General features: G+C 39.6%; 10 protein-coding genes. 7 read left to right on the forward strand and 3 right to left on the reverse strand.

The window, feature by feature from the left end; genetic code table 11:
• Nucleotides 1-116 precede the first annotated feature (116 nt).
• The 3 genes from ACE04G_RS16490 to ACE04G_RS16500 all read right to left on the reverse strand — a co-directional run bounded on the left by ACE04G_RS16490 (nt 117) and on the right by ACE04G_RS16500 (nt 4,737).
• Complete coding sequence (locus ACE04G_RS16490; protein ID WP_301882334.1) at nt 117-1,121, reverse strand: hypothetical protein; 1,005 nt, start codon at nt 1,119-1,121, stop codon at nt 117-119.
• A 1,676-nt stretch (nt 1,122-2,797) separates the two neighbouring features.
• Nucleotides 2,798-3,346, reverse strand: a complete 549-nt coding sequence (locus ACE04G_RS16495; protein ID WP_449005100.1) for a hypothetical protein — start codon at nt 3,344-3,346, stop codon at nt 2,798-2,800.
• 41 nt (nt 3,347-3,387) lie between these two features.
• On the reverse strand, nt 3,388-4,737 hold the full coding sequence (locus tag ACE04G_RS16500) for a ParM/StbA family protein (RefSeq protein ID WP_449005099.1): 1,350 nt from the start codon (nt 4,735-4,737) through the stop codon (nt 3,388-3,390).
• Between the two features lie 540 nt (nt 4,738-5,277).
• Here ACE04G_RS16500 and ACE04G_RS16505 point away from each other — a divergent pair.
• The 7 genes from ACE04G_RS16505 (at nt 5,278) to ACE04G_RS16535 (ending at nt 14,216) form a co-directional block, all read left to right on the forward strand.
• Nucleotides 5,278-6,255: a replication-relaxation family protein gene (locus ACE04G_RS16505; protein WP_449005098.1), complete on the forward strand. Its 978-nt coding sequence runs from the start codon at nt 5,278-5,280 to the stop codon at nt 6,253-6,255.
• Nucleotides 6,256-6,597: 342 nt separating this feature from the next.
• Complete coding sequence (locus ACE04G_RS16510) at nt 6,598-6,987, forward strand: RNA-binding protein (protein WP_449005097.1); 390 nt, start codon at nt 6,598-6,600, stop codon at nt 6,985-6,987.
• Between the two features lie 22 nt (nt 6,988-7,009).
• On the forward strand, nt 7,010-8,113 hold the full coding sequence (locus ACE04G_RS16515) for a conjugal transfer protein (protein WP_449005096.1): 1,104 nt from the start codon (nt 7,010-7,012) through the stop codon (nt 8,111-8,113).
• Between the two features lie 18 nt (nt 8,114-8,131).
• Nucleotides 8,132-8,428 (forward strand): hypothetical protein, encoded by a 297-nt coding sequence (locus ACE04G_RS16520; RefSeq protein ID WP_105410519.1) that lies wholly within the window; start codon nt 8,132-8,134, stop codon nt 8,426-8,428.
• Between the two features lie 6 nt (nt 8,429-8,434).
• Nucleotides 8,435-8,845, forward strand: coding sequence for a TcpE family conjugal transfer membrane protein (locus tag ACE04G_RS16525; RefSeq protein WP_301882326.1), 411 nt, complete (start codon nt 8,435-8,437; stop codon nt 8,843-8,845).
• A 33-nt stretch (nt 8,846-8,878) separates the two neighbouring features.
• Entirely contained in the window at nt 8,879-11,542 is a 2,664-nt protein-coding gene (locus ACE04G_RS16530) for an ATP-binding protein (protein WP_449005095.1), read from the forward strand.
• On the forward strand, nt 11,511-14,216 hold the full coding sequence (locus tag ACE04G_RS16535; protein ID WP_449005094.1) for a CD3337/EF1877 family mobilome membrane protein: 2,706 nt from the start codon (nt 11,511-11,513) through the stop codon (nt 14,214-14,216). The genes ACE04G_RS16530 and ACE04G_RS16535 overlap by 32 nt, the downstream gene beginning before the upstream one ends.
• Nucleotides 14,217-14,233 lie beyond the last annotated feature (17 nt).

Consider the following 14,233-nt stretch of genomic DNA (forward strand, 5'->3'; position numbering starts at 1 on the left):
ATTGATTAATATATTACTATATTACAATGGAAGTGTCATGATTATTTTGACTGGTATCATCTTTGCTAATTCAAGCACAAAAAAAGCAGTCTCCCTTTTGAGAGAACTGCTTTTCATTAGTTTGAAGAAAATAGTCGTTTAAAAAAACCTTTCTTTTGTTGACCAGCCGTAGATAACCACATTCTAATTTCGAAACTAAGTTCCGGATGATCACTGGCCACATTACGAATTTTAGCTCTGACTGTCTCTCTTTCAGATTCATTTCTAGCAGCGTCATATTCCCCAAATAGATTATTAACCTTTTGCTTGAGGTCAAGGATCTGTAATTCTTTTTCATCTTGTTTAAATCTTATAATTTTTTCCTCTGCAGCTGTTTTATATAGTCTAATTGTATAAGCATGATTAGGATACTTACTTTCTAAAGCATTGTATTCAATCCAAATAAGTTCTTTATCAGCTATTGAAGTATTAGGTGATACTATTCTTTCGTATATATTTACAGCAGCTTCTTTCGCTTCCTGGTCTTTATTAGCATCAGCCAACAAGTATTTTTCAGAAGATGACCTCACCTTTTTTTCAATGTCCTCAAAAAATTCGTTTGATTTAATCATCTCCTCGAACTGTTCAAATCTTTCTAGTTTTTTGTAGATTTGAAGTAAAAGTTCGTTATTATTGTTTTCACCTGGTTGAGTTGATGATGTTCTAGCAACAGTACCAGTAATGATCTCTTTCAGCTGTGGAAGTGTGTACTCCGACCCTTCTCCCGTAAGTCCATGGATCATTTTCATTTTAAAAACAGAAATATAGTTATGTTTGTATGTTTTACTGTTCCCTTCCCCCATTTGAGTTGGATTCACATACTCTAGCAACTCTCGTCTTTTATTTTTTATTACGTAGTTGTGTGTCTCACACAAATCTGCAACTTGATTCGAGGTGTACAAGGCTTCTCTATCCATAGAAAGAATCTTATCCGTGAACAAACGATCCAACCAACCTCTTTTTTTATAAATCTCATACAATAGTGACTTGTCATCAAAGGCTTCTATAAGCAATTCTCTCATTTCGTCTCTTTTTGCTTCTTCAATCTCTTCTTTTGTAAGTACCTCGTCGATATCCTTCACTATTACCACCCGCTTCAATCAAATTGAAACCCTATTACAATCATTATAACTGAATAAGCAATGTTTATACAGCTTTACACACTTAATTTTAATTCGAATTAATCCTGATTAATACGTGTAAATTCGAATTAACTTGTATTAATCCGGTTAAACCAATGAGAGTGTAAGCCTGTATAAAAGCTTTTATTCGTGACAAAATTATATAAATACGTGTTTAATCGTATTAGCACGGATTTATCTGAATATATCCGAATTAATACGTGTATCAAATTTGCTGAATAAAGCTGAATAACCGTCATTTATTCAGGAATTCACATAACCTGATACTTATAAAGGTAGTATTCAATTATAATCATGTTGTGATTTTGTTATAATTTAATATCAATCGAGTTATTACTTATTCACAAATGTACCATGTGAAATTCACTTTAAGATTAGCAGAATCAAATTTTGACCAGTAGATTATTGAGAAGAGGACCGTCGATTTAAGAAATCATATTGTCACCAAATGCTAGCTTGGGTACTCATTGCTTATGCTAACAAAGCAATGAGTACCCAAGCTAGCAATTAACTAGAATCAGCATGATAGACCCCAACAGACAATTCTGCGAAGCAGTACACCGATCTAATGTGAAATCACATGCTGGTTAGATGAGGAGTTTGGGCAACATCAATTAGTATACTAGAATTTTTTACTTTAAATGAGGTGAGAGAGGAGACGGCTGAACATTAATAAGTGACCTTCAATGTCTCAAAAAATGAATTAATAATGTTGCCCTATCTGACCAGTCAGAGATCTGAAGATCAAATAAATCAGATCCTCATATGGATGAGAATCTGATCACAAAATTGCGATGTCTTGTGTAGCACGTGCCTTATGCAGTTCCACCATTACGTTCACAACTTAATTAATCAATTTTTGTGATTAAATCACCTTACCTACGGGCTTATCCTCGTGAGTTATATGACTTTTCATGAGCACAGATCAATTCAATTTCCTTCTCACCATCAGGTAAATCTCTCCTATAAAGAGAGTGTGCGATGAACAAATCTCTGACCAAATAAAATTGAGTCAGACAAGGAGTTTTTGTACATCATGGTGTTTAGCAGATGTAACTGGAAACCTCTCGGTAGTTTCATCAGGGATAGGGATGGGGAACACTATCGTGAAAATTTTCTAGGTCGTCCTAAAATGCCTGGTATAAACGTAGTTCTTTGCAGCGGATACAGTATCAAACATGGACGAGCTAATATTACGAATAGAGGTGAATTGTAATGTGATTATCAGAGTTCAAAAGATGAGGAAGATGTTGGTGCTGGACAAGTTTCGTCAAATCTGAGGATTCCAACAGGTAGAAGAGATTACCAGAGTAGGGGCTTGCTACAGTCAGTCATTATCACATATCTGTTGACCAATAGTTAAGTTAATATAATTATCCTCCCAGTAGCCCGAGATCGAGAGGACAATAGACAGATTAGATTTATCAAGATGAACGGTATGAATACTCCATTTCCTCACAATAAAACTGAAGAACTAGCTGCTTGAACATTCACTTATCAGTCAGGCACTAAAATGAAATCAATAAAAAAACAGGCGACCTGGGGCTCCAGCATAATAATCTGGAGTAGATCGCCTTGAGACAGTTGTATTCATTAATTAATGCTGCCAATTATGTTTATTGATATGAGCTGATAGTACTCGCATCGAATGTTTTTTTAGCTCTTCTTCCCGGGGAATTCGCCGGCTTACTTGTTGATTGAGTATCAGTAGCGGATTTTGATTCTACAATGCTAACGTTAGAATCTGAAACAAGACTACTGTTAAGATCAGATTTATTCTCAGGCTCTCCATCGATTACACCTGGATGGAGAGGAGCAGAAAGAGGGGGGGGCTGTTCACTAGTAGTACTATTTGTCTCCTTCTTCACAATTACTTCAGTTGGTTTCTCTTGGTGTGATATTACAGCTGAAGTCGGTGCACTCATGGTTGTTGGTCTAACGTTATCTGAAGGAAGCAACGTCTTTATAGTTTCAATGTCTCGTATCCTGGGAATATAAAGTTGTAGATTCCTTATGCCATTTTCAGCGATTTCCTTTTGGATTAGATACCTCATTGAATCAGCATATACGGACTGTGCATTTATCCAATCTAGCACAAGTTGCTCTTCGTCTTCTTTTAACTTTAGCACCGCCGCTTTCCCTCTCTGTGCATCAGTTTTTCTCACGAGTAAATACCTCCTTCCAAATCAGAATATTTTATATTTAGTTATTCCTTTGTGCTAGCAGTTTGTTTTACAGCTGATTTCTTATTTTCTTCTACTTTCTTCATTGAGACATACTCAGGAGAAGATAAGAATTTCATTTTTAGAGCCTCATAAATTGGACTTCTCACAAAATAATCAAGTCCTTCACCATTCAAAGTAACAGCATATTCCGCAGGAACATAGAAAAGCTGTATTCTGGTGTTGTCGCAAATAGTCTTCAACTTATCATAAATCGTTGGTTTCATTAGAATACTGCCACCACCATACGCTACAACAATATCAATTTCATTTGCTCCAATCTTAAGAATTTGGTCATTTGTGTGGTGCACAATTTGATTTGCTTGATTATCACAGTGAGGATTAAAAGCCTGTAAAGCTTCATTTAAGAACTTATGTTTTTTATTTGAAAATTGACTCTTAAGAATTTCACTATATTGTTGACGTGTGATTGAATTAAAAGCATGCGGTGCCAGAGTAATGAGATCCGGAATCGCTGCACTAATTGCGTGCCCAATCCCACTATTGATGCCATCTCCAAAATCATTATCAACGGCATCGCCTCGTGTTAAAGGAGTATCGGTAGTACCGTCACCCATATCAAGGTGCAGTATGTTTTTCCCATCAAAGTAACTTCCATCAATATCCCCGAGTTCATACGTTGCTGCAAACTCATCAAACATACCAGGAAGATCGCTATCTACTGTTTCAACTTCGTCTGTATTATACGAAGTCGTTCTCCAGTCTCCAATTGAATTCATCTGAAGCGCAAAAACAACGGGAGTTCCCTCTTGTAGAACATGAACATAATGAAATTGTATCTTAACAGTAACGCTCTTTGTGAGCCCTAAATGTACAGTTACGAGATGAGAACCCAGCATAAATTTCTGACGTAATTTCATGCTATTTGTAGGAGAGCTTTGTTTAACCGGCAGTGCAGCTGCCATGTCAGCCTCTACTTCAATCGCATCGTTTAGGTTACCACCTTCACTGTACGCTTTTTGTATGGCTCTTGCGGCAGTAAATGCCAAAGTATTTATGTAAGGTACAAGTTGATCAGCCTTCGATCCGTTTCCTTTGACGTATAGACTGGTTACATTTTCGCCATTCGTTTTTAGTGCATGATTTCCAACGGTGTACATTCCTGTCGGAACAGCTGGTGAGATAATCGATACAACTAGATTATCAAATATGTTTTTTAGATTTTTCTGTACATCGATATCATCGTCTTTCCAAGGGAGTTGTCCAATTGAGGAAAAGACATTTGGTTGTCTTACCAACTTACCGTCAATATAAACATCTGCTTCACTATTGCCTATATCATTCCCTACAGACATTGAGTATTTCTTCGTCATATAAAACTCCTCCTTAATAACCTCATGTAGTTATCACATCACTTCATCAGTTTATATTCTTTTATAATCGGAGTCAACCTTATATACAATCTAATAGCAATCGCATTAAACTTTAATAATTATTGTATTATAATTGGATTATAATCTGTAACTGAATACTCGGATAAATCCGTAGATATCCGGATTTATCCACTGATCTGGAAACTGTATTAATTCGAATATATTCAGCTATACCTGAACCTGTCCATCCATATCAGGAGAAGAGCATACTAATTCAATTTATTATCTGCTTTATGTCACGATTACTGTAAGGGATTTTGCAATGCTTTATGTCGTACTTTAAAAATGTCGTACGTAATACTATTCAAATGTTTCTATGTCAATAAATTAGCTGAAGTAATAACTTAGTCAACATAACCCTCAAAGTATTGCTGTATCAGGAATTGATAACTTGAATAAATCGCGACTAACACCGTATAATACAATCCAATCAACCCAAACCACTCATGGCTCAGATTCAAGGTTTAGAAAGGAGAGGTAATGAACACTAGCAAGAGTAAACTAAAACCAGATAGTTCAGCCGAAAGAAAAAGGAAAAAAGACTCATCCGAATATACACTTGGAGAGACTATCGATCTTCTCACCGACAGAGATTGGGAGATGCTCACTGATTTGTACATGTGTCGATGTATGCCACAACAAACCCTGTTAAGTAACTATTTTTTAGATACACCTGAATATCATTATCCCGAATATGGCACTGCAACAGGGCAAGAAAAAAAGGAACTGGAACAAAAAAATGAAAACAGAGCTATAACTAGGCTTAGAAGGACAGTAAAACGATTCAAAGATCGTGGATTACTGGAGTACTCTACTTACGACCCTAATTCATCTGATAAACCTTCACACAGGAGAACGAAGATCTTAGGAGAAACATGGTATTATCTAAGCAGTCGTGGTCTTAAGATAGTCGAGATCAAAAAAGGGATCTTAGAGGAGAATCGTCTTTCTAAAAATGAACTTGATATGGAACGTGCAAAAAAGGACCACTTCTGGGAGTTAGGTAAGGTATATTTAGATTTACGTTACAAGTGGATGAATCAAGACCCAGACTTAAAGCAATATCATGACTGGGATTGGTATCCGTCTTTATCCGTGTATAGCGACAATGATACAATATCAATTCGACCCGATGCTGTATTGAGAATTGGACAGCAAGTGTTTTTCGTTGAACTGGATCGTTCCACCGAGCCAATTCAACGATCACCATTTCATACGGATCAGGTTTCTATTGAGAAAAAGTTAGAACGTTATCGAGACGTGATGAAACTTACATCTAACAAAATCATCCGTGACGGCATCATCGCATTTGTTGTTCCCAATGCAATCTACAACAAGCGTCTTACTAATATTGAAAATGCAGCTCAAACCGTATTCGGTATAAACAGCAGAGTTTTAACAGGAAGAAGCATCGGGGATGTCATATCTGCGTATTCAACTTTTTCAACATCTCAATAGCCTTAGTTAATCCAATCGCATTTGTCATGGAAATTGAAATATATCTGTCTGGCCTTTCCCTAATAGGGGAGAGGCCTTTTATTTTTACTTTTCATAAATCCCCTCAAAATCAATATCCTTGCGTACACATGTAAAAAGCAAAGTCCATTTGCATTTTACTTCATCACCTTAATCATCCCACCCCAATAACCTGAAGCACCAACACAATGCAGAAGCTTTTTGTATTTCTCACAATGAAATTAAGCATGAAACCCTAAGCTATTTTAGTATATTAATCAATTAGTTATTATGTTAGTATATTGATTGATTAACTAATTGGAATAGAATGGGGGTGATATTCTATTGAGCAAAAACAAGAGAATCGTATTGATCAGTATCAGCCTACTCGTCATTTTGACTGCTGCGGTGCTATTAATACGCACACCGAGTACTCACAATACACCTGTGCCGGAAGCAGTCCCGCCACCTGCGAAGGTTGAAGATTCCGCACCAACCCCACCGAAAGAATCCAATCGAGATGAATCACATGAAAAAGTGGAGAAGGTGATTGATCAAGCTACTGATGTGGTCGTGGGTACCGTTCCTGGGATAATGGATAAACTCAAGAGTACCGGAAAGTGGTTCATGGAATTTGATACGAAACATGCACTCATACTCTTGGGGGTCAGTGTATTTCTAGTCGGTGTCCTATCAACAGGGAACAGAAACAACAAGAGCAACAAAAATCGTTAATAGTTAGGAAGGTGCTACTCCATTGGGTTTTCTTAAAAAAAAGAAGTCACATGAATCTGATGATGACGATTTAAAAGATGATTCCCCTAAGGTGAAGAAGGCTAAAGATAAATCGATTAAACCTAGTTCACCTAAACGTACTTCGGGTAAAGCCTTCATTCGATTTGTATTTTGGATGTTTGTTCTATTTATCATCTTTAAAGGTGTCGTTTCATTCACACAAGGTACTAGGGTGATCGAAAAGGTTACAAACATCGGTTCTAGTGAGCCCGCGATCACAGATGGAATAAAAGGATTTGCGAGTGATTTTGCTACTGAATATTTCACATGGTCAATTAACGATGTAACTAACCGTACAGAAAGGCTCAAAAAATTCATAAGTGGGATCGATGCAGATGCTGGATTAAAACCTTATGAGGTTAAGGGTACATCCCATGTACAATCCGTTGAGGTTTATGATACAAGCCAAATTAACGATGCTTCATTTGAGATTACATTAAATGTTCGTCGTGAGGTTGACCTTGATTCCGCCTCTGAATCAGTCGCAACAAAGGATAAAAAAGGAAAGGTAATCAAGCAGACTTATATGGTGGTTCCAGTATCTTCTACCCCCAAAGGTTTTGTTATTGATAACTATCCCCGCTTTGTAGCAAATCAGCAAAAGGGAGAATCCTTACCCTCTGAGCAAGGTGACTTTATCTCAGATACTGAACAGATTGAACGAGCAAACGAATTGGCTAACAGTTTCCTTACCTCGTACTTTGAAGGAAATGTGAGTCAAATCAAGTACTTCTACGACGATATCAAAAATGCACCTTCACACCTAACTGCATCTGAATTTGAGATGAACAAGGTGGAGAATGTGTCTGTGTACCAAATGAAAAGTACAGAGACTATGCCCCCCTATATACGAATCGAAGCATCAGTGCTCGTGAAGAGCGATATCGGAGAAATTTTCACAAATCTATGGATCCTAAATGTAATAGAAAAAGATAATCGTATGTATGTCATTTCAATTGGCGATCAGAACGATCAACAAGATAAACAACCTATAGCAAGCGAAACCCTTGAAGAGGATACCTCAACTGGAACCTCCCCTTCAGATCCAAATACTTCAACTGAATAGTCGAGAGGAGCACATTTTATGCGCTTAAATAAAAAACTATTATCACGTGTTTCATTAATCATTTTTTCAAGCTTGATGTTTGCTTTGCCCGTATTTGCGAGTGATCCAGGCGTTAAAGCCAATACTTGGTTACAAACCAACCTCGGTGCTTTGATTCCAGGTCTAATTCTAGTAAGTGCCTTGTTCTTCCTAGTCACTCGGGATTGGATGAAGCTACTTAGCTTCGTAGGTATCATTCTAGTGATAGCTATGATTCTGAATTGGACAGAAATGAAGAATCTGGCGAATACACTCTGGAAAGCTATCTTCGGTTAAGCCACGATGAGTGATAAAAAAGAATCCCCGCGAATTACCGTCTCGAATTACACGAAGATATGGAATTTAGATTGGGTCATTTACGCAATTGAAGGGAAAAAACTTCCCATACCAGCAAACTTAAGGCTAGTAGGAATTTTTGTTGCATGCTTTATCTTTTGGTCGCTGTTAGGCAAGATCTTATTCTTTATACCAGGTGTGTATACGTATGCTTTTCTACCCGGAATATCTGCCTGGTTGATTGCTAAACAAAAACTCGACGGCAAGGCCCCACATAAATGGCTGCTGGGTATGATCTTCTATTGGTTACGCCCAAAGCATTTACATAGGTACCGTAAAGTTGAGCACAACAAGCGCTACGTGTATACCAGTAAAATCGCATACAGAGCATACAGAAAAAGAAGAGAGAGTGCCTAGGCACACTCTTTTCTTTACAAGGAGTGAAAAATCTTGGCAACACTTGGGGAAGTACAGAAAAAACCGAGCAAAGTTAAAATTGAATTTCCTATTGCTTACTTCGAGCAGAATCTAATATTCAATCACAATAAAGAAGTATGGGCTATCTATGAGCTCAACCCATATATATACGACCATCTTAGCGATCAGCAAAAGATTGACCGTCTTATCACACAAACTGCTTCACTCGGTATGTTAACCGATAAGTTTCATATCTTATGGCTTCCTAAAACCCATGACATACATCAGCACCATGAAAGACTTCGCCAGAAAAGAGTATCCGGCCCCCTGAAGAAGAATTCCATCGGCATTATCCATCAGATGGAAGATTACCTCAGTTCTAACTACAACTCTGTTGAAGGGGTGAACAATGCCGATTACAAAGCATTTCTGGTTGTTTATCTCCCCAAAAGTGACGCAAAAGATCTGGTAGACCAGCTTGGCTCCATGGTAACGGAGATGAAAAAATTAGTGCTTCACCCGAAAAGAGCCATCGAAAACCTTTCTGGACTGAATGAACCTGAGATCTTCGAACACGAATTTCAAAGTTATCAGGTAAAAGAGAGACAGATCTTTGATCGCCTATCTCGTAGGATGAAAGTCAAAAGAGGAACAGAACAAACAACCGAGTGGCTAATTAAGAGGAACTTCTGGTGGGGAATTGCTGATCCACCTCTACGTTCTACGGAAAATGAAAACTGGTCTCCTAAAAAGACCAAAGGCAAAAAAGCCGGTAAACCTTCATTCTTCTACGATTCTAGACAAGTACTAACTCTAACGGAAGCAGATATTGATACATCTCATCCACGACGAGTGGGGATTACACAATTACATGAAGGTACAGATAAGCAAATTTATCATGCATACTTAGCTCTCTCTGAGTTACCAGATAATCTGGACATGCCGGGAAGTGAATGGCTATATAGTGCAGCTACACTTCCATTCCCTGTCTCGATGAGCATAAAGGTCGACGTTCTGGAAGCCCGCGACGCACTCAAAAAACTGGCACGTAAACGAATGGATATAGATAACCAGGTCAAAAACATTCAAGAAGCCAACGCTAGCGTGCCCATGGACCTGCAGGAGAAACAAGAAAATGCCATGTATCTAGAGGATGAATATAAGAAACGGAAGAATCCAACATTTATCACTCATGTAACCTATGGGCTCTATCACACAAACCTGGATCTACTCAAAAGTAATGTTTCTATCCTCCAAGATCACTATAGAGACTTTGGAAACATTCATGTTGAGCTTCCCAGTGGAGATCAGTGGCTCTTATTTAATGATTTTATACCCGGATCTCCTCGGTACGTGTCGGATTACATTCAGCGGATCCCCCCAGAAATGTTAGCATCCGGTATGGTGGGTGCTACGCAAGAACTGGGAGATGGGAAAGGGCTTTACATCGGTACGACAGGTCCACTTGATCGTCCTGTCTATCTTGATCCTGCGAACGCCAGCCAAGAGAACCGCAGTCCAAGTATGTCTCTTACCGGGACACTTGGCGGTGGTAAATCGATGGCGGCAAACCTACTTGGCTATCAAAATGCAGCTGTCCTTGGGGGCAAAACACTCATTTTTGATCCTAAAGGTGAGCGTTCCAATTGGCCAGAGGATCTTCCTGAACTGGCTGGACAGATTCAAGTGGCTACATTGTCCTCTGCCAAACAAGACATGGGTAAATTAGACCCGTTTGTCATGCTAGATGATATTGAAACCGCAAAAGAAGCAGGGGTTGAGATTCTCGCTTACTTGTCATCAACCAAAACCAATAGTGTGGAGTACAGTTACATCTCCCAAGCAGTAAATAAAGTGGCCAATGGTCCGGAGCCGTATCTAGCCAAGGCCATCCCCGTACTTTATGAAATGGGGTTGACGAGACCGCCCGCAAAAGTACTAGCTGAAATTCTTGAAAGTTTTGAAACGTTATCTTTCGCTAAGTTGTTATTCGGTACTGGTGGAGAAGCAACTATCAAATTGGATTATGCAATTAATATATTGCAAATTCAGAACCTGAAGATGCCGTCCCCCGAGAAGTCTCCGGATAACTACTCATTGGACGAAAAAATGAGCGTTGCACTCATGTTTGCGATTGCCCGGTTCGCCCATAAGTTTATCTATCACAACATATCCATCTTTAAATTTGTCTTGATGGATGAAGCCTGGGCCTTGCTAGGCACACAAGCAGGTAAAGCACTCGCAGATATGATTGTTCGTACAGGTCGTTCATTGAACGGTGGTGCCGTGTTTATCACCCAGAATGCGACGGATATGGCAGGAGACTTGGCAGGTAACATCGGAATTAAGTTCGCTTTCCGCGATCAGGACAATACAAAGATCAAAAATACACTTTCGTATTTTGGCTTGGAGCATACCCAGCAGAATATCGATATGATCAAGAACTTGGAAAACGGTCAATGTCTGATGCAAGATTTGTATGGGCGTATCGGCCTTGTTTATATCGATGTGGTATTCCAACACCTATTTGATTGCTTCGATACACGGCCACCTGCAGAGTCGGATGCTGCTGTGAATGAAGAGAACGAGGAAAACGAGTTTTCGGTTCTTCAAAATTTCCAAAACTATTATGAAGAACAATATAGCAAGGAGGGGGACTCCTTGGATGATGATACAACGGATAAAGAACCAGCTTAATCAGCCAAATCAAGGTCGAAGATGGATGACACTATGTTTAGTTGTATTTATGCTTTTGGGGAGTATCCTTACCAGTCACGTAGCATATGCAGACTCTCTCGATGAGATGATTCCCAAAGATGATACGGCCAATACCAACTATAACAAATACGGTGTTTCACATTATTCTTTTCAAACCGTCGCTAAAGACCGCCACTTCTGGCAAGTAGGAGACAAAGCTCAGGACGGGATTGTTCGCGCTTTTGACCATGGTTTGTCCATGTTATTTCTAGCAAATGTGCAAATCGCTAGATTCTTCAACTTCATTGCCAGAGAAGCTTTTACTTTCAGTCTAATGGACCAGCTCATTGACGCCGTAGCAGACATTATTAAAAGTATAACTGGCATTACTGGAGGCAGCATCAATAAAGGGAGTTTTTGGGACAGTTTAGGAGGTATGCTTGCCACAATCACTGGGTGCTATATTGCGATATTGATGGTCAGAGGTCGCTTCTTGGATGGTTTCTCACAGGCATTTACGTTTGTTATGGCATTAGTTATCTCCCTCGCGTTTTTTGCTAACGCCGGCCCATTCCTGAAGTTTGCTAATAGTCTTGTAGGGGACATAGGAAATACGATTTATATCTCTCTCGCCAAGACGACTGGGCTTAAAACAGATTCTAATGAAGGCGTTACGGTCATCTCGGAGCAAGTGTGGCAGGAGCTGGTTATTCGTCCGTATACCATGTTGCAATTCGATGATAGCCAAATTGCAGAGAAGGACCCCCAAGTTCTGGACAAAGTGCTCACCACTGACTCCTTCTCGGATGAACGGGAAGACGCTCTGAAAGAAGCTGCCACAAAGTATCCAAAAGTGGAGCAAGAGCGATCTGCTTCTCAAATGATTATTGTCTTAGTTAATCTCGCATTTTCATTGTTTATACTGGGTTTTTTCTGTTTTTGGGCCATAGCAACGATTTTCATGAGATTTAAAACATTGATTCACTCTTCATTCATGTCTATCACCTTGCTTGGTGCACTCTTCCCAGGGCGTGAAGCTGGCTTTTCTGTAATACGGAGTCAGTTCATCAAGCTCATTGGTTTACTCATGATGACAACGATGACCATGATATTCTTCAATTTCTCGCTTGTGTTCGGTCATTTGGTCTATGAGGCTGTTGCAGTGAAGGGAGGTAGGGGCTGGTTCACAGGAATGATATTTGAAGCTATAGCGGTATTCCTCGTATTTAAATATCGTGATGAAATTACGAGTGTATTCAGCAAAGCAACAGGTGTTATTCCCGCAATGCCAAAACCTAAATCAACGATCGTGGATAGTGTGCAACGGAATATCACACGTTCCCTTTACAATGGCGCTACCAACAAAGTAAGTGGTTTGTTTAACCGGAGAGAACACGAGGGGGTTCCACGTAGCTTTAACCCTAGCTCGATTACGAAAGCAGACAACAACCTAAACGATGCAACATCAGCAAGTATGATGCTCCGTTATCAACGGGAAAAGCAGGCTTCTGAAGAGATTGCTACTGAATACGGCGAGCCTGCACAGTACACCCCGTTTGTTCAGAAGGTCAACGACAACTTACGCAATGGCACCACAAGTCCCTTCCGCGGTATGGACAAAGAATGGAAAGAAGAGAAGGGACGTCTTAAAGACATCAAGGATGATGGTGGCAATGTCAAACAGGCTATCTTATCCCAAGGTGTGCATGAAGGCATGAATGACCAGGAAGTGGCTGCTACGATTTATGGGAACGAAAGTGCCATTCGTCAGGCATCTACATTCATGGTCCAACGTCCTAAACGTGCTGTAGATCAGATGGAAAGAGCGAAGACATTGAATCGTAATCGGAAGCTGCAGACAGCAGTCGATGACTTTACAATGATCCAACTCTTTGATCGATACAAAGTGGATTATAAACAAGCAGTAGATACAGCAAATATGACGGATCAGCCTGTTCAACATACGGACTTCGTAAAAGAAATGGATTCGCGATTTAAAGCATCTGGCTTGAAAACGAATCAGATGATTAATGACACCATGCTCGTGCGCTCCGGACGCATTTCCATTGCATCCAAATTCGAAGGTATGGATGAATTTAAAAATTACAAAATGCAACTGCTTAAAGCTAACGAAGCGTTCAGTAAAATCAATGCACCTAAAGACGGCATTGTAGCTCCCGGACCGCAGGTACGTACAGCCGCCCCAGTTAACACAAAAGCTGTTTTATCTAAGATGCCTGCTATGCCGGATAGTCGTATAGCGAGCCAAAAGCAAACGCTGGATCAGAAGGCAGCCGTGTTACTGAATGTTAAACCGACTGTGGATACGAAAATGAGTCCTAAGTCAGTCAACTTTAATAACAAAGCATTGAAAGCTCAAATGGATGACTCCAAACAAAAACTGAAGACCGTCATGAACGCTGATGATCTCCGGTTAGAAATCAATACGGAAACCAACCAACAGGTAGCAATCAAAATGAAAGAGAAAATATCTACCGAAGTCAGCAGTGGATTGCAAGATGAACTTAAGCATCTCAAAACGATGCAGCGTTCTCGCCAGGTCGCTACAGTCAGCAATGCAGCTGAGAATCTATCGAAGAAAGTACAAAACAAGGCACGTACTGCTAGAAAGCAGACGATTAGCCAGCAGAACAACTCCGGTTCTACAAGTTAATCTAGTTATTTTGAGGA

Source organism: Paenibacillus sp. AGC31 (assembly GCF_057334655.1).

Excerpts from the sequence above, each read along its gene's own strand:
- ACE04G_RS16520 (WP_105410519.1), top strand. The coding sequence starts at position 8,132 with ATGCGCTTAAATAAAAAACTATTATCACGTGTTTCATTAATCATTTTT.
- ACE04G_RS16505 (WP_449005098.1), top strand. The coding sequence starts at position 5,278 with ATGAACACTAGCAAGAGTAAACTAAAACCAGATAGTTCAGCCGAAAGA.
- ACE04G_RS16500 (WP_449005099.1), bottom strand. The coding sequence starts at position 4,737 with ATGACGAAGAAATACTCAATGTCTGTAGGGAATGATATAGGCAATAGT.
- ACE04G_RS16535 (WP_449005094.1), top strand. The coding sequence starts at position 11,511 with ATGATGATACAACGGATAAAGAACCAGCTTAATCAGCCAAATCAAGGT.
- ACE04G_RS16525 (WP_301882326.1), top strand. The coding sequence starts at position 8,435 with ATGAGTGATAAAAAAGAATCCCCGCGAATTACCGTCTCGAATTACACG.